The 22909-nt window shown below is 44.8% G+C and carries 15 protein-coding genes; 8 read left to right on the top strand and 7 right to left on the bottom strand.

Annotated elements, in window-relative coordinates; translation table 11 throughout:
• Window positions 1–327: 327 nt before the first annotated feature.
• From DSL64_RS02365 to DSL64_RS02340, 6 genes are all read right to left on the bottom strand, one after another.
• Window positions 328–897 (bottom strand): sugar O-acetyltransferase, encoded by a 570-nt coding sequence (locus DSL64_RS02365; protein ID WP_115829025.1) that lies wholly within the window; start codon window positions 895–897, stop codon window positions 328–330.
• 86 nt (window positions 898–983) lie between these two features.
• Complete coding sequence (locus DSL64_RS02360; protein WP_115829024.1) at window positions 984–1280, bottom strand: putative quinol monooxygenase; 297 nt, start codon at window positions 1278–1280, stop codon at window positions 984–986.
• A gap of 60 nt (window positions 1281–1340) precedes the next feature.
• A complete protein-coding gene (locus DSL64_RS02355) occupies window positions 1341–2084 on the bottom strand; it encodes an SDR family oxidoreductase (RefSeq protein ID WP_115829023.1) in 744 nt (247 codons plus the stop codon).
• A 19-nt stretch (window positions 2085–2103) separates the two neighbouring features.
• A complete protein-coding gene (locus tag DSL64_RS02350; RefSeq protein WP_115829022.1) occupies window positions 2104–2907 on the bottom strand; it encodes an SDR family oxidoreductase in 804 nt (267 codons plus the stop codon).
• A gap of 66 nt (window positions 2908–2973) precedes the next feature.
• Window positions 2974–3552, bottom strand: a complete 579-nt coding sequence (locus DSL64_RS02345; protein WP_115829021.1) for a TetR/AcrR family transcriptional regulator — start codon at window positions 3550–3552, stop codon at window positions 2974–2976.
• Between the two features lie 900 nt (window positions 3553–4452).
• On the bottom strand, window positions 4453–5775 hold the full coding sequence (locus DSL64_RS02340) for a hypothetical protein (protein ID WP_115829020.1): 1323 nt from the start codon (window positions 5773–5775) through the stop codon (window positions 4453–4455).
• Window positions 5776–5954: 179 nt separating this feature from the next.
• Between DSL64_RS02340 and DSL64_RS02335 the strand changes: the two genes are divergently transcribed.
• The 3 genes from DSL64_RS02335 to DSL64_RS02325 all read left to right on the top strand — a co-directional run bounded on the left by DSL64_RS02335 (window position 5955) and on the right by DSL64_RS02325 (window position 13203).
• Window positions 5955–9014: a SusC/RagA family TonB-linked outer membrane protein gene (locus tag DSL64_RS02335; RefSeq protein WP_115829019.1), complete on the top strand. Its 3060-nt coding sequence runs from the start codon at window positions 5955–5957 to the stop codon at window positions 9012–9014.
• Window positions 9015–9078: 64 nt separating this feature from the next.
• On the top strand, window positions 9079–10713 hold the full coding sequence (locus DSL64_RS02330) for a RagB/SusD family nutrient uptake outer membrane protein (RefSeq protein WP_229216922.1): 1635 nt from the start codon (window positions 9079–9081) through the stop codon (window positions 10711–10713).
• An 18-nt stretch (window positions 10714–10731) separates the two neighbouring features.
• Window positions 10732–13203 (top strand): hypothetical protein, encoded by a 2472-nt coding sequence (locus DSL64_RS02325; protein ID WP_115829017.1) that lies wholly within the window; start codon window positions 10732–10734, stop codon window positions 13201–13203.
• Window positions 13204–13373: 170 nt separating this feature from the next.
• Here the strand turns inward: DSL64_RS02325 and DSL64_RS02320 are convergent, their stop codons facing one another.
• Complete coding sequence (locus DSL64_RS02320) at window positions 13374–13922, bottom strand: gluzincin family metallopeptidase (protein WP_115829016.1); 549 nt, start codon at window positions 13920–13922, stop codon at window positions 13374–13376.
• A gap of 630 nt (window positions 13923–14552) precedes the next feature.
• On the opposite strand from DSL64_RS02320, the gene DSL64_RS02310 reads away from it, so the two are divergent.
• From DSL64_RS02310 to DSL64_RS02290, 5 genes are all read left to right on the top strand, one after another.
• A complete protein-coding gene (locus tag DSL64_RS02310; protein WP_229216921.1) occupies window positions 14553–15164 on the top strand; it encodes an RNA polymerase sigma factor in 612 nt (203 codons plus the stop codon).
• 34 nt (window positions 15165–15198) lie between these two features.
• Window positions 15199–16335, top strand: coding sequence for a FecR family protein (locus DSL64_RS02305; protein ID WP_147300316.1), 1137 nt, complete (start codon window positions 15199–15201; stop codon window positions 16333–16335).
• Between the two features lie 139 nt (window positions 16336–16474).
• On the top strand, window positions 16475–19795 hold the full coding sequence (locus DSL64_RS02300; protein WP_229216920.1) for a TonB-dependent receptor: 3321 nt from the start codon (window positions 16475–16477) through the stop codon (window positions 19793–19795).
• 12 nt (window positions 19796–19807) lie between these two features.
• Entirely contained in the window at window positions 19808–21511 is a 1704-nt protein-coding gene (locus tag DSL64_RS02295; RefSeq protein ID WP_115829012.1) for a RagB/SusD family nutrient uptake outer membrane protein, read from the top strand.
• A 41-nt stretch (window positions 21512–21552) separates the two neighbouring features.
• Entirely contained in the window at window positions 21553–22839 is a 1287-nt protein-coding gene (locus tag DSL64_RS02290) for a polysaccharide pyruvyl transferase family protein (RefSeq protein ID WP_115829011.1), read from the top strand.
• Window positions 22840–22909 lie beyond the last annotated feature (70 nt).

The following is a 22909-nucleotide window of genomic DNA, read 5'->3' as shown; positions in this document are numbered from 1 at the left end:
ATAATTGGGCAGCTAACCGTTGAAAAATGCGAAAAGAACTTAGAGCACCTGATCATGACATTTTATCTATATCATTGATGAGTCAAATTATTCGGTGGTATTTCTTCACCTGGTTTTTCCAATCTAACTCAAAATTGACTTGTACTACATCATGGGGTTGCCTGTGGCTTTCCAAATTTTAAATACGTTCAATACTCCATAAGTCGCTGTTGTGACTGACTCATCTTCTCATAAAATGGAGAGAAAGTTGTATCAAATTTTCTCCCCATTTTTTTTTAAACATGTCTTTGATGATCATTCTGACTAAACTTTCGTTTGCCGCAGTGTTCAAGATTCTTTGTTATCTTTAATCACACGGCAAGGATTGCCAACAGCAATAACATTAGCCGATATATCCTTTGTCACCACACTTCCTGCACCGATTATGGTATTATCTCCGATACTGACACCCGGCAGAACGATTACGTTTCCCCCAAGCCATACATTATTTCCAATAGAAATTGGATATGCGTATTCAAGTCCCTCAATTCTTTGCTGGTTATCAACAGGATGACCGGCTGTATACAGACTGACGCCAGGAGCGAATAACACATTATTCCCAATGGTTACCGGCGCGCAATCGAGAATGGTGCACCCCACATTTGCATAGAAATTATTCCCCAAGTGGATGTTGTAGCCATAATCACAATGGAAGCGCTGCTCTACCCAAAAGTTCTCACCGACAGACCCGAAAAGCTCTTTTAATTTTTGCTTTCTCTCTTCTGCCTTACGGGGATGAAGGGCATTGAATTCATAGAGCAAATCCATGGCTAGTTGCCTCTCTTCAAAAAGTTCATTGTCGAATGCCAGATACAGCTCTCCGGCAAGCATTTTCTCTTTTTCTGTCTTACTATACATTTACGGCTAGTTTAAATTTTGAAAACATTCAATTTCGGATTTTTACTTCACTGGTTATCTGCATTTTTGTCAGTCAATTCCAATTGTCAGAGCTCCTGCAAAAATTCTACTAGGGGCGTACCTTCTAATTTGTCTTTTAAAAAAGCAAAAAACACTTTCACATACGTCTGTTGGTTATGCCAGCTATATGCCTGTTCAGATGTATAAATGGCTAAAAGTACCAATGTGTTTGGCTCCTGTATCTTTCTGTTTAAAATAAATGTTTCGCAGCCTTCTTCCTGCAAAATTTGTTCTCTGGTCGATTTCGCTAGTAACAAAACCTGGTCAATGAACTCTGCTCTAACAACCATAGTCACATTTGTGATAACCTTCTTAGTTTCCATTTTTATATATTTTTATTTTAAGCAAGTATGCAGAAAACCCGGTTTTCCGCATACCGCTGATCATCCCTGATTCATCATCGCAAGTGCTCCCTCAGGATCTGCCAGATAGTATTTTCTAAATTCTGCCGTTTGGCCCACCTGAATCTCGTATTCTTCATTTTGAAAACCATCCATCAAGGCTTCTGCAACTTCAACTGCAGGCATGCCATTTTGCTTCCCTCCAATTTCCTTTGAAAATTCAGTGTTCACCAGAGGAGGTATAAGCTCAAAAACCTTAATGTTTGTGTCTTTCGAAAAGGTATGTCTTAATGATAAGGTGTAGGAACGCAGCGCCGCTTTGCTATCTGCATAGGAAGGCAGATAAGCCCCCGGGGCAAAGGCAGCAATAGAAGTTACGTTCACAATGGCTGCCTCCGGCTGAGCTTTTAAGACGGGGATCAAACCCTCTGTCAGGCGGATCACTGAAAAGTAGTTTGTGGCAAATTCGGCCGTGGCCTTTTCAAATGCCCCCGCGTTTTCTCCGTGTTCATACAGAAAGGCGGCGCCTGCATTATTAATCAAAACACTTAATTCCGGATACTGTTCTGAGATTGTTTTAATCAGCATTCGGACATCGCCATCATCGTTGATATCACATTGAATCGCAACAGCGTTATCCAGCGTTTTCGCTGCTGTTTGTATTTTGCTTTCTGTTCGTCCTACAAGTATAACTTTATTACCAGCTGCGCTAAGCAATTTTGCCACTTCGTATCCGATACCTGACCCACCGCCAGTGATCAATACTGTTTTGTTTATGATTTTCATTTTGAGATTATTTTATTTACTAATTGGCTTTTCGTACATCCTTTAATACAGAACCTTCGAACATCTTGTGGGCATAGCTTTGCAGAAACAGGATCATTCCGGTCATCTTGCCAACCGGGTTGCTGAATTTCGGCTCCTTTGCATCAATTAACCTGGAAATAGTCTGGATGACCGCAGTGGGCTCTTCGGCAGAATCAATTCCCTTTTGTGTGAAGGCGTTCACTTTCGGACGGTACTGATTGTAATCAGCAATACTCCCTGTCGATGATACGGCATTATGGCTCAGATTAGTCTTAAACCAAACCGGCTCTACAACACTCACCTTGATGTTAAACTGATCCAGCTCGAACCGCAATGATTTAAAATAGCCTTCAATAGCGTGTTTGGACGCAAAATAGTAGGACAGGTTAGGAGGGCCGATAAGGCCGACAATGGAACTGACGGTAATAATTTGTCCTGATTTTTGCTTTCTGAAGATTGGCAGCAAAGCATTGGTTACTTTGATTGTGCCCCAGAAGTTCGTCTCAAATTGCTGCCTGCCTATTTCAACTGGTGTTTCTTCTGCGATCCCGGTAACCATGTATCCGGCGTTGTTGACCAGTACATCAAGCTTGGTGACCTGTTTGGTAACCTTCTCAGTGAATTCCTGAATAGACTGATCGTCTGAAATATCCAGTCGAAATAACTTGAAGGGGAATTTTCCTTCGTATTTTTCCGGCGTACGGCTGGTACCGATCACGATGTGACCCTTATCATGAAGATCCTTTGCAAGTAATAAACCAAAGCCGGATGACGCGCCTGTGATTAAAATTGTCTTTCCCATTTTTGTTCGTTATTTAAAGTTTATAATTATGTATCAATTGATACAATTTAGGTTAAAAAAAAGGCTTCACTCGAAAACCTTCAAACTGAAATCAATCGTTGCCCTAAGTATTGACTGATCCTTTTCAATGGATTTGGTCGTATTTAATCCTGTCCAAAGGTTTAAAAGGTATGTTTTCCAAAGCTCAGTTGGAATAGATGGATTGATTGTTCCGGCATCTTTAGCACGCAGTAAAGCGTCATAAAAGGCATCCGCTATGCGCCCCAGGTTTTTGGCCGCAGCATCTTTGAATTCGTTTTCATCAGCTTGGAAAATAGTATTACTGAAATAACAGCCAAACTGGCTAAACTTACCGTTGGGTTCAGTCATCACATAATAATACTGCCTGATTGCTTCAACCGGATTATCGATGGTTTTGAGCAGATTTAAAAATGGCTGTGGATACAAGGTAAAAAAGCGTTGCATGGATTTGGCAAACAATTCTTGCTTGCCTCCCTTGTATGCCAAATAAAAACTGCTAAAACCGATCCCCATCGCTTTTTGCAGGTCCCGGGAGGATGCTTTTTCATAACCTTGCTGCCAAAACACATCAATAGCGGCGTTCAGTGCAGCATCTTCATCGTATATTTTCTGCCTTCCAGCCATTGCTAATATGTTTAATTGTTAAAGCGATACAAATGTAAGACATATTGTATCAATTGATACAATATGTCTTACATTTTTTTTGACGGCACGTATAATACTATTTTCGACTCTGTTTGGGTCTACCAGACTTTGGGTGATGGCCTAACATGAAAGGGCTTTGGAATGAAGCAATTGTAAGCTGATATTTAGTTGTTAGGATTTCTCATTTTCTTTAAAGTTCTTATTTTTTTTCAGGGTTTTGGTAAAAAAGCATTTGTAACTAGGGCAACATTTGATGACTGGAAAGATATAGTCAAATTAGTGCTAAGGAGAAAGTGTATGAATTCTGTCTTTCATGTTTTCATGTGATGAAATGGCAGAAGTTAGACATATTCGCATTTTTCGGATATTGAAAAACGACATCAGTGAGTTATTGATGTAGTCGATTTCTGCGTGTATATAAAGTTTTAGATTATCAATGAGTTGTAAGTGTGGTTCGCCTCCCTGCATCTCCAATGAATAACTTTTACTGGAAGTAGTTTAACCAGTGAGCGATTTGTGTAGTAGTGAAAAATTTGAATTATTAACTTGTTGAATATTAATAAGTTGATAGCTTAACTCAAGTTCCTCCGTCAATCAAACCCGTTATTTATAACTTGAAAACAGACCACGCATATCTCAGCACCACCTTCATGGCTACAAGTCACCCAAAGGTCAATGCAATGTTAGCAGCAGCTGAATTGAATTTTAAGAAATGATGCAAAAACTTAGAGAAAGGCTCTTGCACTCATTTTTGTATCGGTACAACTTAGTAAGTAAACCGCTTAATTCGATTCGTAAGGAGCGGCTAAATAGAATGCTTTCAAGTTGCTTTGCTGAAAGAACAGAAAATATTTATGTTTTGCATACTCTACGATGTACTTAAAAGTTACCTGAAAAGGCTGCATTTGTTTGGGTATCTTTTAAGGAAACCGACTGAATTTCTCCAATACCAGAAAAGAAAATGCCCAGCCCGTAGATTTTTTTTAAAGGCTTTTGATAAGCGGTTTCAAACACTTTTTTATGGTTAATCATTACCGTAGCACGCTTGTTGACAACATTCAGCCCTATAATGCCCCCTTCCCGCAAGTCTGCGCCTAGAAAATCGAGCTTGTTAAACTCACCCTGTTTTGAAATTTCTGAAAACTGCATATCCGTCCAATGTTCGCAGCCTGGTTTCATTACGTCGATCAGATGTTTGGATTGCTCTCCGAAAACAATGACTCTGACCTGCGAGCATCGTACGCCTGCTCGGTCGGCGGAAGTCTTCAGCTTAACCGACAAATCAAAATTGTCGCCATCAATATCAGTTTGCTGCGTATTGAGAAATTTGACAAAAAACGTCCTATTGGTATCCACACCGGCTCTAGATACTTCCAAAGCGTCGACGCGGTTTTTACCATTTGAGAACAGACCAGCAGTATTGACCGGATAAACGCGCGTAGTATCAAACATCATTTCTGCAGTTGCCGTCCATGCATCCGTTTTCAAATAAACAGACACTGTATCCAGCGACTGGCTACCACGTTTCAAAACGGCAAGATACCGCCCGGGCACTTCGTAATAATGCGAGTACAAACTGTCGCCGGCCGTAACTGACACTTTGCGGCCATCACCAAACTCAATCAAATAATGATCGTCAAAACTGACCGGTAGTCCGCGCACAGTAAACGCAGCTGAATGCGGATTCTTGCCGACAGGATTACTACATTCTAGCTTTACGAGGGGCATCTCGGTTTTTTTTGATAACAAATAGTAGGCATAATATCCGCCCGCACTTAGCGCCAGCAGCATCGCTAGCCACCAGCTAATGCCCCGTGGCCTGTGAGAGGTTTGCAAGCCTGCGCGCTCTTGCGCTGAAATCATCTGCACGGGCTTGTGCGCGGGTCTGTCTTCGGTAATGCCTGGAAACGGTGAGCTGTAGGTAAAATGCTCCCAGTCTTTGAAGCCCAGGTAATGTGCCAGTGCATCCCGTGTGGCTTTCTGGGGAAAATAACGCTCGCCGGTTTTGGTCTTTCCAAATATCCGCTTCAACGTGCTGGGGCTGATCTGAACCTTGGTCTTTTTATAAAGAATGTATCCCAGCTGCACATAGTCACTATTGGTCCAGTGGGCAATGCCTGGCTTGCCGTAAAGCTCACTGACCAACCGGCAACAATGATCCAAGGACTCAAATGCAGTTGATCTTGCTTGTTCATTCTCCATAAAAAAATCACTGTAAGGGGCTGTATATTAAAATTTTAGGTTGTCCAAAGTTTTGAATAAATATCTGACTAGCCACAGTTTTTCTCTGAGAAAATATCCAAAATATATTTGCAAAGTTATAAATGCCCGGGCTGAATTCTTTTCAAAACCTGTTAATCAATCTCTAAAACTTAATAAATATGGGACAAAAAATTCTATTTTTTTTGCTCTTCTTCTTAGGCTGCACTTGGGCCGCGCAGGCGCAAACGCGTCAGCTCAGAGGCAAAGTCACTGACGAAGCATCGAAAAGTCTTCCCGGGGTCAGTATCGTCATCAAGGGAAAGCAGCAGGGCACAGTGACTGACGTGGACGGTCAGTACAATCTGGCGGTTCCACAAACCGGGCCAGTCACACTTACTTTTTCTTTCGTAGGTTACCAAAGTCAGGAAATTCAGGTTGGCGCACGCTCTGAGGTCGATGTGGCCCTGAAGCCAGAGGACAATGCTTTATCGGAAGTTGTGGTAGTAGGCTATGGCACCCAAAAAAAGAGTGATCTTACAGGAGCCATTTCCTCTATCGGCTCGCGCGAAGTGGCAGGGCGGCAGACCATACAGATTTCTGAGGCCTTGCAGGGCAGCATTGCGGGTGTGTCCGTAACCCGCAGCAGCGGCGCTCCGGGTGCAGGCTCGAATATTCTAATCCGCGGAATTACCACCATTGGCACCAATAACCCCCTTGTGATCGTGGATGGTGTACCTGTCAGCAGCATAGACAATGTCAATCCTGGTGATGTGGAGAACATCACCGTTTTGAAAGATGCCGCATCAGCTTCCATTTACGGTTCAAGAGGTGCGGCGGGTGTGATTCTTGTCACCACCAAGCGCGCCAAGTCAGGCCAAAGTAGCCTTGAATACACCTATGAATACGGGGTACAGCGCGCCACTGCCATGCCCGAATATGTGGGCGTGCAGGATTACATGCGCTATTTCAACGAACAAACAACCAATGATGGCGCAAGCACAGGCCCGTTCGGACAAGGCCTGATTGACAATTATCTGGACAGCAACCGCGTGAATCCCGACGAGTTTCCAAACACAAACTGGCAGAAATCACTGCTAACCCGCCGTAACGCGCCACGTCAGCGGCACGATCTGGTCTTCACGATGGGTACAGGGAAAATCAAGACCAAAGCTTCGCTGGGTTATACAAATTCAGGGGCGTTCTACGAGAACCGTTCCTACAACCGTTATTTATTCCGGATCAACAACGATTTGCAGGTCAACAGCAAAACGTCAGTGAACCTGGATGTCTTCTATAAAAGAACGACCAACAACGGCAATGCCAACGAGCTGCCCAGCAATGGCTTTAACCCCATCTATGAGTCGCGTGTGATGCCGCCGATTTACGATGATGTATACTCAGACGGGCGTTTGGCGCTGGGTAAAGATGGGCGCAATCCGCTCGCCCAGCTGCGTGGTGGCGGGTTTACCAAAACGCTCAATAACCAGATAGGGGGGAGAATCACAGTCAATTATAAACCCGTAGCCGGGCTTACCCTGACTGCGTTGATCGCCCCGGTTTTTGACCTTGACAAAAACAAATATTTCTCAAAACAGATCCGCTACACCAACCCGGACGGCACTAGCAGCACGATCGTCAATCAGGCAAGGACCGTTCTAAGTGAAGGCCGGCAGGAGAGTATTACCATGAACGGGCAGGTGCTGGCCAATTATGCGAAGGATTTCAAGGGTGGCCACAACATTGATGTACTGGTTGGATATGAAGAGAATTACCGGTCATTTGAAAGTCTTTCCGCCTCGCGTTCTGGCTTCGCGCTGACTGATTTTCCGTATCTCAACTCGGGCTCGACAGAGCTTCGCGACAACTCAGGAAGCGCCAATGAATCGGGTCTGCACTCTGTTTTCGGAAGGCTTCAGTACAATTACAAGAGTAAATATTTTATTCAGGCAAACCTGCGCTCGGACTTGTCTTCACGCTTTGCACCTGCTTACAGGGAAGCAATCTATCCTTCTGTGTCCGGCGGCTGGACCATATCTGAAGAAGATTTTCTGAGAGATAATACCTGGCTTTCGTTTTTAAAAGTGCGCGGCTCATGGGGCAAAGCGGGCAATGAGCGTCTGCTGGATAAAGATGGCAACCCGGCCTATTACCCTTATATGGCGACCATCGACTTTTCAAATGCATTGTTTTACCAGAATGGCAGCGTGGTGCCACTGACTGGTGGCGGCCAGCAGGTATATGCGGTTGAGAATATCTCCTGGGAAACAAGCCGCACTACTGATTTTGGCCTGGACGCGGCCTTCCTTAATGACCGGCTGAGTGTGGCAGCGGACTACTATATGAAGAAAACGACAGACATTCTGCTGCCGCTGGACATTCCGCTTTATATGGGTTATGACAAGCCCAACCAGAATGCGGGCGTGCTGAATGTAAAAGGCTGGGAACTTGAACTAGCTTGGCGCGATAAAGCCGGCAAGCTGGGATACTCTGTCTCTGCCAACCTTTCCGACGCCAAATCCACCGTGGGAGACTTGAAAGGCACTGAATTCCGTGGTGATCAGATTATCCGCAATGGCAGTGAATACAACGAATGGTTTGGATATCTGTCCAATGGCTTGTTTCAGACACAGGACGAAATCACCGGTACTGCTGTACTAAATGTGACTACCAAACCTGGAGACGTGCGCTATGTGGACGTGAACCAGGATGGCAAAATCACAACGGATGACAAGGTGCTACTGGGCGGGGCCTTACCGCGTTATCTTTACGGGGGCAACCTGCGCTTTGATTATCAGGGTTTTGATTTCGGCATAAGCTTCCAGGGGGTAGCCAAAAAGCTTTCCAGGCTGAACACCGACGCTGTGCAGCCTTTTGCGGAAGCATTTGGAAATATGCCCGCAGAAATGGTGGGTAAATTCTGGAGTCTTAATAACACCGCCCAGCAAAACCTGGCTGCTAGCTACCCAAGGCTTTCGCGCACATCGAACGCAGCGAATTATGCGCTTTCGGATTACTGGCTAATCAATGGAGGTTATTTCCGTTTGAAGAACATTACGCTGGGCTACACGCTGGGTCAACAGTCTGTGAAAAAAGCAGGCATTCAGTCGCTACGCTTCTATGTTTCGGCTAATGATGTGCTCTCTTTGAGCAGATTTCCGAAATATCTTGATCCTGAGTCTGCCAGCTATTCTTATCCCATTGTCTCCACCTTCATGGCAGGTGCTACGATCCGGTTTTAGACTTCATTTAAAAAATACATTTAAGATGAAAAAGATCATCCTTCCTATATTTCTGCTGGCGGGCTTGTCCTCTTGCCACACGCTGGACCTGGCGCCACTCTCAGAGGCATCCACTGGCAGATTCTATTCCAATCAGACCGAGCTTGAGCTGGCTGTGAATGACCTTTACAGACTCGCTTTCTGGGGAAATGACAATGAACTGTTCAGCGACAATGAATGGCATCGTGGGCAGCTGACAAATGCTGTGATTGGTGGCACGATGAATGCAGACGATGCTTCCGTGCAAACCTATTGGCTGAATGCCTACAAAGCTATAGCCCGTGCAAATTCGTTTCTGGCCAATAAAGACAAAGCCGCCTCTGTCACACCTGCCAATGTAATGCTGCGCCTGGAGGCGGAGATGCGGCTGATCCGCGCTTATCAGTATGCGCGTCTGATTACACATTTCGGGGATGTGCCTTTTCTGACTGGCCCGCTGACGCTGCAGGAGTCTTACGGGATCTCGCGCACGGCTAAGGCTCAGATTTTGACTTTCGTATTCACCGAGCTGGATTTTGCTGCAGCCAATTTGCCTGCGAGTTATGGTGGAGCCGAAGCGAAACGGCTCACCAAAGGCGCCGCGCTGGCAATCAAGGCGCGCACCGCATTATACACCGAAAATTGGGAGCTGGCCCGTGATGCGGCTTTGGCAATTATCGGGTCTGGGCATTACAGTTTGCATGCTTCGTATGCTCAGCTTTTTCTTCGTGCAGGCGAGAGTAGCCGAGAGATGATCATCTCTATTCCACGTGACGAGAAGCAGCAGGTTTTCAGCGGTGCGGGTTATGTGCAGGACAATATATCACGTAATGCCGGCGGATTTGGCGCGCAGCTTCCTACCAGAGATATCGTAGATTCTTACGAGTGCACTGATGGAAAGCCCATCGACGAGTCGCCACTCTACGAGCCCAAAGACCCATTTAAAAACCGAGACCCGCGCCTGACGGCAAGTGTGGTCGAGTTCAACACGCAGTGGCTTGGCTACAACTATACGCCCCATCCGGATTCACTCACCATTTTCAGTTCAAAGGAAAATAGGAAAGTGCAAAACAAGGACACGCGCGCGGTGGCTGCATTTGCCAGTTTTACAGGTTTCCTTTGGAAGAAAAGCATTGACCAGACCTGGCCTGATCGCCTGGTTGAAGACAATGATGCGATTATTATCCGCTATGCCGAAATCCTTCTTACCTACGCAGAAGCAAAAATTGGCTTGGGGGAAATTGATGCCAGTGTTCTTAGCGCTATTAATCAGGTCAGGGCGCGGGCCTATGGGGTTACCGAGCAGCAAACAGCCGGCTATCCGGCTGTCACCGTGGTCAATGCAGCTGCATTAACGCAGATCCTGCGCCGCGAGCGCCGTGTGGAGTTCGCTCGCGAGGGCCTTCGTTACATGGATCTGATCCGCTGGAAACTTGCAGAAAAAGCGCTGACGCGCCCGGTGATCGGTCTGCCAGACCCGGCCGTGCAAAACAGGGCCAAGTGGCCATTTCCGGGTGTGACGCCCCTTGATAGTGACGGCATTGCGGATTATACGAGCTTCGGCGCGGATGTTAAAGTACTGGCTCAGCGCAGCTTTGACAAAACACGACAATATTTATGGCCCATTCCGGCCGTAGAAGGGCGTGTGAATACCGGCATTACACAAAACATAGGTTATTAATATTACAGTATCGTATTTATGAAAAAGACAAACATTTGGCTTACAGCTTTTTTACTACTTCTAACTCTTCAATTAACGGCCCAAAGCAAAAAGCCCTCGTTCAGCGGTATTTATCCGCATCTGGCGATGTACAACGGGTCCGGCGAAAGTGGCACGGGGGCTGTTGTGCCCTGGGCGGGCAAACTTTGGGCGATCACTTATGCCCCGCATTTACCGTTTGGGTCAGACGATAAGTTGTACGAAATCAGTTCGGACCTAACCCAAACTGTGAGGGCAGAGAGCATTGGTGGCACGCCTGCTAACCGGATGATCCACAAAGAAAGCAACCAGCTTTTTATCGGGCCTTATGCGATCGATGCCGGTGGTAGGGTTCGTGCGATTTCTTACAAAACAATGCCGGGTCGTCACACGGGCAATGCCAGGCATCTGACTAATCCGGCTGGGAAAATCCTTTACGGCACGATGGAAGAAGGCTTTTATGAGGTGGATGTAAAAAGTCTGGATGTGAAGACGCTATATGTGGATGGCAATGTCAAAAACCTTAAAGGTGACGGCGAGCAGCAGCCTTATCAATACAACAACCTATTGCCCGGTGCTCATGGAAAGGGCTACTATTCAGGGCAGGGTGTGGCAGTTTTTTCCAATAACGGAGAGCCCGGCAAGAAGGCCGAACAGCAGTTTGATGTGCAGTCCGGCTCACTTTCTGAATGGGATGGTAAAAACTGGAAAGTCGTTCGGCGCAATCAATTTGTGGAAGTAACCGGGCCAGGCGGTATTTATGGCAATAAAAACCCTGAAACAGATGCGATCTGGGCTACGGGCTGGGATCATAAATCCCTGCTTGTGGGCGTGCGTGACAGTGGCAAATGGACGTTTTTTCGCCTTCCCAAAGCCAGCCATGCTTACGACGGAGCACATGGATGGAACACTGAATGGCCGCGAATCCGTGACGTGGGCGCGGTGGGAAAACCCGATTATTTGATGACCATGCACGGTATGTTCTGGAAGTTTCCTGAGACATTTACCTCCAAAAACACAGCGGGCATCCGTCCCAAAACGGCTTATCTGAAAGTGATCGGCGATTATACACGCTGGAACGATCAGCTGGTGTTTGGCTGTGATGACTCTGCACAGCGCGAGTTTTTGAACAAGAGGAAAGCAAAAGGCAACATAGAAGGGCCCGGACAATCCAACTCAAACCTGTGGTTTACCTCCTTAAACAAGCCTGACGAGCTCGGGCCAAACAGCTCGGAAGGGGCGGTTTGGTTAAATGAAAATGTGAAAGCCAATGAAGTTTCCGAGCCGATGCTGTTCAGCGGATGGCTGCATAGAACAGCATGGGTGCAGAACAATGGCGATAGCCAGGTCACATTTACCTTTGAAGTGGATCAATCAGGCAATGGAAGCTGGACAACGCTGAAAACGGTAAAAGTCCCCGCGAAAGCGGCAAAAGATATTGTGTTTGCAGCCGGCGAAACGGGCGAATGGGTCCGTATCAGAACGGACAAGGCAACCAATACCTCAGCGCATTTTTCTTATCAGACCGGCGAGAAGCGGACTATTTCTGCTGATAAGATTTTTACAGGGCTAAGTCCTGTAAGTGATCAAGCAACGAATGGTGGGCTGCTTTATGGGCTAGGAGAGAACAGGCGCGCGCTAGGCATAGCAGCACTCAATTATCAGGGCGGAAAACCGGCCGACGCGGGGTATTATGAGCTTGACGGTAACATGATCCTGAGCCGTAAGCAGGATTTGAAAACGCATGGTTTTATAAAAGAGAAGTTTGCTATTCCGAGGAATGTTGTGACAGTGGACGAATCATCTGTACTTGTAATCGACGACAAAGGGCGCCGTTGGCGTCTGCCGCTAGGCGATAAGGCATTCACAGGTCTTACCAATGATGGGGCCCTGCGGATTTGCCGGGAAGTATCCACCGAACGCGATTTGTTTAATTGCCACGGGACATTTTATGAACTGCCCGCAGAAAATGCCGACGGTTTTGCTAAGATTCGCCCCGTCAGCTCACACAAGTTGCGCATCAATGATTACGCATCTTACCGGGGCCTGCTAGTAATGACGGGTATTGACCCGAAATCGGCGGAAAATAATGAGCATATCATTTTGTCAGATGACCAGAAGGCAGCCGTTTGGGCAGGTGCAATCGACGATTTATGGAAACTCGGCAAGCCAACCGGCCACGGCGGGCCTTTAAGCAACACACAGGTTAAGGCAAATGAGGTTTCAGATCCCTTTTTGATTGGATTTTATGATCAAAAGACCTTACAACTTTCACACAATGCCAAGTCGGCTGTGAACTTTACCATGGAAGTAGACCCTGTTGGAAATGGGCCTTGGATGGAAAGTAAAAAATTCACCGTGGAGCCTGGTAAAGCTGTCAACTTTAATTTCCCCAAAGAGTTCGCAGCCCGGTGGGTGCGTTTCAAGGTTGATAAAGATTGCCAAGCCTCTGCATTGCTAGAGTACAGGTAGTCTGTTCAATTTTAGTTCTCTATATACGGTAGCTCATCATTGTTGGTGAGCTATTCGAATTTTGCCTCTTAATTATAGTTTTCCCACACGGCAGGCATTTGATTGGTGTTGAAGGATGTAAACAATATTGACAGTAAAAGAAGCACCCTGGGAGTAAGATAATGAGTTGCTTACCCGAATTGGTCCCGTGTTCCCCTGCCTGTTTTCGGGTCGACCAACACACTTGCAGCTTTCCAGATATGGTGATTACTGATCGAGAAGGCGAAATCAGTATCATCATCTGCATGAAATTTCCAGGTGTTTAGCCCACCACTGTTCAGGGTAATTCCTCCCGTGGTGATATCTGTTTGAGTAATGGTATTTTTAACCTCATCCTGTTTCTCTGCCTGCCGTATCCGCTCGACAAATTTGGGGCTGTAGACCTTGTCGCTGTTAGTCAGATCGCCAGCCGCCCAAACCTGATAGTTTCCCGGCACAGTAATGTCTACATCATAACTGCCGTAGTCGTTATAAAACGCATCATGACCTGTGTAAGGATACTCACTCCAACTATCCACATCGTCGTAGCCGGTGATTCGAGAGGAAAAATATGCCAGAAAAAATGCGCCTTCGTCAACCTGTCCGGTGCGTATAAATGAACCCTGATTGAGTGAGTATGCGTAGTCGATGTTTACTTTAATTGTTTGTCCAGGATATATCTTTACCTTCCTGACTGTCATCAGTGTGGCTCTAGTAATTAAATTTGCACTATCGATCTTTTTGCCATCGATCAGAAATTTACTGATACTGAGGCCATCTGCTAAGTCACTGGAATTGACAGGAATCTTGCGCAGTGCCTGTTTCTGTCATGGATTACGAAAAAGGGTCAGCAGAATCCGGCTCAGCGTATCCGGACTATTGTTTGTATAGTGTTTTGGACATTGCCATTAACGACACAGGTTACTGGATCAAATGTGATTTTTATCTTATGGTCTGCGTGGTTCTGCCAGTAATTTTTTCCAGGATTACCATTTTTGTTTCGCGTCTGTTTCACACACCCGCGATTCATTTCAGGGGTTAGAGGCAGTACCGATTGAGCCTGAGTTACTAGAGAAGACAAAAGAAATATTATTACTTTTTTGCTAAGATAGATAGATGCCTGCAGATATTCCTGCGGTAGATTTTGACTAAAAGACCAGACTTTTTCTCAGACGAATATTTTTTGAAGCGGCAGTGGTATTGGGACAAATTTCTTTCATCGATTGAACAGGCATAGGTTGGCGGGTTTAAATCGCTGTTGCTTTTGCCTGTAAATTCCAGTCCGCCAAGAAAATGTGAATTTCAGGGTTAAATTTCAATCCATACGTCCTTTGCTTCGAAAACACTTATCTGCCAAACTATTGTTGCCATCTACCGATCAGGATCTTTGGAAAGCTTTTCAGCAGGGTGATGAAAAAGCCTATACCAGTCTTTACATGAAATATGTTAAAGACATGTTTCGCTATGGCTCCAGTCTGGTGACCACTTCAGAAGCGTTCGTAGTCGATTGCATACATGATGTGTTTACTGAGCTTTGGGTTAAAAGAGAAAGGCTCAGCGTTCCGGACAATGTCAAATATTACCTTCTGAAAGCGCTCAAGACAAGAGTTATGCACCTTTTGGAGCGGAAGGAAAGACCATACACTCCCTTATCAGAATTAACACTCGATTTTTTCGAAACCAATGACCTTGAAGTAATCGAGGAACTCGAATTCGCTGATTCGAGACAAGAAAAATTACGTGTGCTGATTGCGAAACTGCCAAACCGGCAGCAGGAAGCCATACGACTTCGGTTTATTGAAAATCTCAACTACAACCAGATTGGTGAGATGCTTAATGTGAATACGCAATCTGCAAAAAACCTTGTTTTTCGGGCAACCGAACAGTTAAAGAAATGGATAATTCTTCCAATACTTCATTTTTTTTATATTTTTTTGGGTTAAACTGAGTACTTTTTGATAATTCTGTCATCTATGTGTGATATCAGCCTCATTTATAGACGTGAATACAGATTTCAATCACTTTTCAGCTGCGGATTTTTTGAGCAATGATGATTTCATAGCTAATCAGTTAAATCCAAATTCCGATACGGCGAAAAATTGGCAGGCGTGGTTGAATACGACTCCTCCAAACGTCAGTGAATGGAACCATGCGGTTTATTTGCTGGAATCTATTCAGTTGGGCTTGTACAACTATTCCTCCAATATCCTATCGGACGAAGCCATCTTATCGCTTTTACAGAGGATACAGCAGACAAACAATGAGAAACAAGATCATAAGGTCATCATCCCTTTACGACCTTGGAAATGGATAGCAGCTGCTGTTTTGCTAATCTTTGGTGCGCTGTTTCTCGTACGATTGCTGACTAAAAACGAGGCTAAAACCTACTACTCGCTCAGGGTCACGGATACAGACAAAAAGCATGTGGAAAGGATAAACAACACAGGCACAAGTCAAATGATCCTTCTGCCCGACAGCTCTATAGTGGAGCTTGCACCTGGTAGCAAATTGGCTTTCAACCCCGATTTCAATAAAGCAGATAGGATTGTTTACTTAGCCGGGGAGGCAACTTTTGAGGTGAAAAAAAGGTCAGGAAGGCCATTTCTTGTATATGCAAATGAGTTGGTTACAAGGGTTCTTGGTACTAAGTTTATAGTAAGGGCTTATGATACAGAGAAGAAGGTGCTTGTGGATGTGCTATCAGGGAGAGTATCTGTCTTTAGGGAAGAAGCAGATCAGACAAACCAGTTGGGCACCGATAAAAACACAGGCGGTTTACTGCTTTTGCCAAACCAGCAAGCGGTATTCTCACTTATATCTGAAGAGCTAAAAAAGGGGCTCGTCGAACAACCGGTAATTATTACGGAATCAAAGCAAACTCGGCCACAATTTGAATATGAATCCGAACCGATTGCAAATGTTTTGAGGGATTTAGAGAAATCCTACGGAATTTCGATCCGCTTTAATGAAGATATGCTGAAAGGATGCGAATTGAGCGCGTCGCTTACAAAAGAGTCGTTTGACGAAAAACTGGAAGTAATCTGTAAAACTATCAATGCTGAATATCAAAAATTTGACGGCCAGATTATTATAAATGCAGGCGGATGCAATTAGATTAGTTAAAACTTTATTTCCACTCTATGAAATCTAATCCCTAAGTAAGACCTCTTATCATTTTTTATCGAAATACCTGTATTCAAGCTACATGGTAAAAGCAACCCTATTGCCTAAACTCTGACCATAACAGAAGACGATGATGAAAAAAAGTGCAACTATCAGTATCACCAGTGTGATCAAAGCCATGTGTTTACACGTGCTGCTCGTGATTTTATTAGTACACTCTGCCTGTGCCAACATTGCTATCGGCCAGGAGTTGCTAAATAAAAGTATAACCATTACCGTTAGAGAAAAAAGCCTGCGTAATGTTCTACATTTAATCGAAAAGCAAGCCGATGTTAAATTTTCCTATAGCCCTCAGGTTGTTCCGGTCCATAATGAAATCACCATGAATGCGACCAATAAAAGTGTAGCCCTGATACTTGAGACTTTGTTGGATCCAATTTCAATTCAATACAGTCTTGTTGGCCGGCAGATTATTCTCACAAAGCCAAGGGTGGAAGATAAATCAAAGCAGGAGACAGGAAACCCAAAGCAAGAAAAAGCCATTAACAAGGAAGCCAGGACTATTAATGGTACAGTTACGGATGAAACTGGCAGCGGGCTTCCCGGGGTAAGTATTGTTATAAAGGGAACCCAGACGGGTACGGTCACCGGAATCAGTGGAGAATATTCTCTGGATGTTTCGGAAGGGGCGACGCATATGACTTTTTCGTTTGTGGGTTATATACCTCAGGAGATTGAAATCGACAGTAAGTCACAAATCGACGTAACACTAAAAACTGACACGAAGTCGCTGGACGAATTGGTGGTGGTAGGATATGGGACTGCAAGAAAAAAGGACCTAACCGGAGCTGTTGCAAGTGTAAGCGTGGAAGATACCCGCTTACAACCCAATACCAACGCATCGCAAATGTTGCGTGGTACCACAGCCGGTGTTCAGGTTAACGACAATGGAAGACCTGGTCAGGCAGGATCCATCAATATTCGCGGGATCAACTCTATATCCGCCAGCAATTCCCCTTTGATTGTCTTGGATGGAGTAATCTATGCTGGTGGAAACCTTGCCGACATTAATCCTAATGATATTGAATCTATAGATATACTGAAGGATGCAAGTTCGACAGCGATATATGGTTCGCTCGCAGCCAATGGAGTTATCGAGATAACTACCAAAAAGGGGAAAACAGGAAAACCCACGTTTGCTTTCAATACTTACATTGGCTCATCTGACTATGCATTTTTGCCTAAACAACTATCTCCGGAGAAATACCTGGCTGCCCGTAAAGATGCCGAAGTTGCAGAAGGAGGACCAGTTCCTTTTCAACCGATCGAACTGGCGAACATTGCGGCAGGCAGAAGTATAGATCCTTTTGAGGAGGTAAGACAAAAGGCTCCGATGAGCAACTATGAATTGAGTGTTGCCGGGAAAACGGACAAGGTTAATTACTTCTTTTCTGGTGGATATATGAAATCAAAATCTCCCATCAGAGGTGATAATTTTAGCAGGATATCAAGTAGAATGAACCTGGGAGTACAGGCAACAGACTGGCTGAAGATAGGGGTCAACTCAGGGTTTACTTCCAGAGACGATTCTGGCGTTCGCGCTGACCTGGTAGCAACAACTTACCTGAGTCCTTTTGCAAGCCTGTATCTTGAAGACGGAACATCTCCAAGGCCTTTGCCTCAGGATCTTGGTCTGGTCAGCAATCCGCTTTTGGGTAACATACTGAATACAAGAAACTCAATTACCAATGTGCTGTTCTCCAATGCTTATGCAGACGTCTCGATTTGGAAAGGGCTCTCTTATAAATTAAATGCAGGATATACTCGTACCGATTCTAAACTTTTTGTTTACAATCGTTCCTACGCGCCGCTCAACCGGCTAGGATCAGGATCGAAGCGGCAGGGAGAAACCCAGAACTTTACATTTGAAAATATCCTGACATTTAAGCACCAGCTTACTCAAAATCAGGCCGTAGATCTGACGGTGCTTTACGGCGCTTATGAATTCAAAAACCAGTTTTCTCTTCTTTCCAGTCAGAATATATTTAATGATGCTCTTGGCTACAATGCCCTGGAAATAGGTGAGAGCCATAATATTGATACAGGTGCTGCCAGATCCACACAAAATTCAAGTATGGCGCGCTTAGGCTATACAATATCGAAGAAATATTTTATGACACTCAGTGTGCGCAGAGATGGATACTCTGCATTCGGCAAGGGCAATAAATATGGTACATTCCCAGCTGCTGCATTGAGCTGGAATGTTAGCGAAGAGTCTTTTCTTAGCGATGTGCGGGAACTCAACTTTTTGAAACTAAGGGCATCATGGGGTAGGAATGGCAATCGTGGAGTCGATGAATATTCTTCCCTTAGCAAGATCGAACAGAACAATTATGTATTTGGTGATGGCGGTGCAACATCTGTGGGGTTGAGTACTGCCAGCCTTGCAAATCCGAACCTGGGCTGGGAAACCTCGGAAAGCTTCAATTTCGGAACCGATATACAAGCCTTTTCCAACAGGGTTAATTTATCAGTGAATTATTACCGTACCAACACATTTGATCTGCTTTTGGAGCAAACGATTCCAAATACCAATGGATTTGAAAAATTTCTGAGAAATATAGGTGAGACTAAAAATCATGGAATGGAAGTCGACTTGAAGACCGTCAATATCATGAAGGGGGGCTTCAACTGGAACACAAGCTTGGCTTTCTCTTTCAATCGAAACAAAATTGTGAAACTGACTGGCCGGGATTTGAACAACGATGGACGCGAAGATGATGATATCGCCAGTAAATGGTTTATCGGACATCCGTTAGGGGCGAACTTCGATTATGTTTTCGATGGAATTTTTCAGGAAGGGGCTGATTTATCACTGATACCCGGAGCAAAAGCGGGCGATATCAGATTCAAAGATATAAGCGGGCCGGACGGAGTACCTGATGGTAAAATAACTCCTGATGACAGAACGGTGGTGAATAATAACCAAAGAAAGTATCATCTGGGCATCACTAACATTTTTGCATATAGTGGATTAAGTCTAACCTCTACATTCAATATTGTCCAGGGCGGATACAGTCCTATTCCTTTAATTAACCCTGGATCAAGTTTCTATGATCAGGCGAATTTTTTAGATGTACCCTATTGGACACCGGCGAATCCCATCAATACACATCCGAGGATCAACTACCGTAATCCCCTTGGCTATGGATTTTATGAAAGTCGGAGCTTCGTAAGATTGCAGGACGTTTCTTTGGCCTACTCCCTTCCCGAGAAAATAATAAAATCTCTGCGAATCAGCACCCTGCAAATGTATTTGAGTGCCAAAAACCTGGTAACCTGGACAAAATGGAAAGGGTGGGATCCTGAATTTGGCGCAGGAGGCAGAGACCCGGGCAACAACGGGCCACTTATGAAGACTTTTGTAGCTGGTATTAATGTTTCGTTCTAAACCTTTGAGATCATGACAAAAAGATACATCAATATTTTAATGACAGCCTGTGTGCTGTCGCTAACCAGCTCGTGTAAAGAATCTTATCTGGATGAAGTGCCTTTGGATAGATTCAGTCCAGAAAACCTACTTACCAATGCAGCAGGTTATGACGCTGCTGTTGTGTCCATTTACCAAGCATCCAGAAAGGAGCACATTATCGGATCCAATAACTTTGAGTATATGACAGTAGCAACTGATCTGACACAGTGGGGGAGAAACGATTCTCGGGGAAACAAAGATTATAGTCTTTTAAATTCCAGCCTGGATGCTGCCATCCTTTATTGGGATTGGGCCTACAAAGAGATGATCGTAAAAACCAACCTTGTACTAGAAAATATTGATGACCCAACATTAAATATCCCCGACGAGGCCCGGAAGAACATCAAGGGACAAGCACTTTTTTTCAGGGCTTATACCTACAATTTTCTGGTCAATATTTATGGGGGTGTCCCCCTAGTAAAAGAACGAGTCATTGAACCGCGTTTTGATTTTACCAGGAACACCAGAGCTGAAGTACTGGAATTTATCGCTCAGGATCTGGAAATGGCTTCCGAGCTACTCCCGATGGCTGTAGTTGATGGAAGAATCCCGCGCGCGGCTGCGTATCACCTGCTCAGTGAGGTCTACATATCATTAGGCATGGAAAAAAAGGACGCTACCTTTTACGATAAATCAATATCAGCTGCCTCAAAAGTGATCAACAAAGAAGCCGGCGATTATGAGATCATGAGATCCCGCTTCGGTGCGGCAAGCGCAAGACCAGGCGATGTTTTCTCGGACATTTTTGCTGACGGGCAAGTTAATAGATCTGCCGGAAACAAAGAGGTAATGTGGGCATGGCAGTTTGAAAACTTTACGCCTGGGGGCAGTTTCTCAGCGTCTTCCGCCAACAACAGCATCCGTTATTGGGGATGTGAATACGACCGTATCAAATCTCCGAATGGTCAGCCAAATCTTCCTTCAGATAGCCTTGGGAGAGGAATTGGGGTCAACTCACCTACGAATTACCTTAAATATGATATCTGGAAATTGGATTCCAAAGACATACGTAACTCGCAATACAATATTCGCAGAACCTTCTATTACAACAACCCTGCGGATAAAGAATATTTTGGGAAACCCATCGTGACGAGGAAGGGAGCTGACGGGGCTTTGTATGTGTTGAAAAATGATGGTAGCAACTCGACTGTCAAATTGGATACGCTCAGAGAATATTACCCTTATTTCAGGAAAATAGAAGGTACACCATTAGGTAATAATAACCTAAGCGGTAATTCAGTCAAAGATTTTAGCCGGATGCGGGTTGCGGAAACCTATTTGCTCAGGGCTGAAGCTTACTACAGAAAAGGAAATATGGATCTGGCGGCAGGCGATATAAATGTGATAAGAGAGCGGGCAAAGGCCAGGTTAATTACTCCTTCAGATGTAAGCGAAGACTTTATACTAGACGAAAGGGCCCGCGAACTGATTGTAGAAGAGCCAAGACTACGTACACTTATTCGCATGGGAAGACTTGTCGATCGCGTAAGAAAATACAACTCAGCCCCTTCGGTAGCAAATGGTCCATCGTCGGGCAAAACGATTCAGGAATTCAACAGGTTTTGGCCCATACCACAAAAGGTAATCGATGCGAATGTAGGCGCTAAGTTCGAACAGAATGCTGGTTACCCATGATAAGCAGGCAACGTGTCATTTGTACCAACAATCAATAATTTATGGCTAGAAATCAATCAAGAAGAGACTTTATCAGAAACGCGGGGGGCATGACGGCGGCTACATTTATGTTTGAGAAAATGGCCTACGCCAAATCTGATCCAACCATTCTTTTTGTCTCCGGTTGGCAGGATGTAAACATTGGTGATATAGCCCATACACCAGGTTTAATTGCGATCCTTAAGAAAAGGCTGCCTGACGCTAAACTGATACTATGGAAAAAGAGCAAAGGGGAACTTTCAGAAGGCCTGATAAAAAAGCACTATCCGGATTTACAAATTATTCACGGTGCTGTAGATAAGGAAAGGGTACCTCAAACAGAGGAAGTTAAAAACGCTTTTGCAAACGCGGATTTTCTTCTTCATGGCTCGGGGCCATCTGTGGTCGCTGCCGACTACCTTGACAGCTGGCAAAAGCAGACACAAAAACCATTTGGGATTTTTGGTGTAACCATTCAGGATATAAGCCCGGATTTAAAAAGGATTATTCAAAACGCTTCTTTCATTTTTACACGGGAAACTGCGTCAATCCAGAAATTGAAAGAAAAAGGGTTGTCGGGAAATCACATCGCTTTTGCCCCTGACGCCACTTTTGCCATGGATATTCACGACAAGGAGAGGGCGGCGAAGTTTATGCAGGACAATGATCTTACAGACAGGAAATTCATCTGCGTCATTCCTCGCTTGAGAAAAACCCCTTACTACAAAATACGACCTAATAAGGCCGGTTGGAGTATTGAGCAAATACGCGAGGTGGATGAGCTGAATTACAAATGGAAGGAAGCGGATCATGCAAAAGCAAGAGAAGCTTTAACGGCATGGGTTCGCAAAACCAAAAACAAAGTAGTGGTGTGTCCTGAAATGACCTATCAGGTCGATGTAATGGACGAGTTACTTATTGATCCTCTTGCCGAGGATGTGAAGCCTTTTGTGGTGAAACATGACTACTGGTTACCCGATGAGGCGGCATCTTTGTATGCAAAAGCACATACCGTTATAAGTTATGAGTGCCATTCACCAATTATTGCTGCCGCTAATGGAACCCCCTGTTTCTATTTGAGACAACCCCAGGACACTATCAAAGGCCAGATGTACTACGATTTGGGTTTGAAAGACTGGACCTTCGAAATTGAAGAAACAACCGGGCAGCAGATTACAGAACAACTCATGCGCATTACCGATAACTATGATGCAGCCTTGAAGCAGGTTGAATCAGCGATGAGAAATGTTCGCGTTCGTTATGACAAAACACTTGCTATTATGAATCGGGAATTTAGTAAAATAAAGTAGGCAGATAGGGATTGTTTAGAATCCTATGAGCGCCAAATCAAGTTTCGGTGTGTTATAGTCTACATGGCCG

The organism is Dyadobacter luteus, from assembly GCF_003383615.1.
Taxonomy (GTDB): Bacteria; Bacteroidota; Bacteroidia; order Cytophagales; family Spirosomataceae; genus Dyadobacter; species Dyadobacter luteus.
The sequence above is the reverse complement of the archived record's forward strand: the minus strand, read 5'-3'. Positions and strand labels throughout refer to the sequence as shown.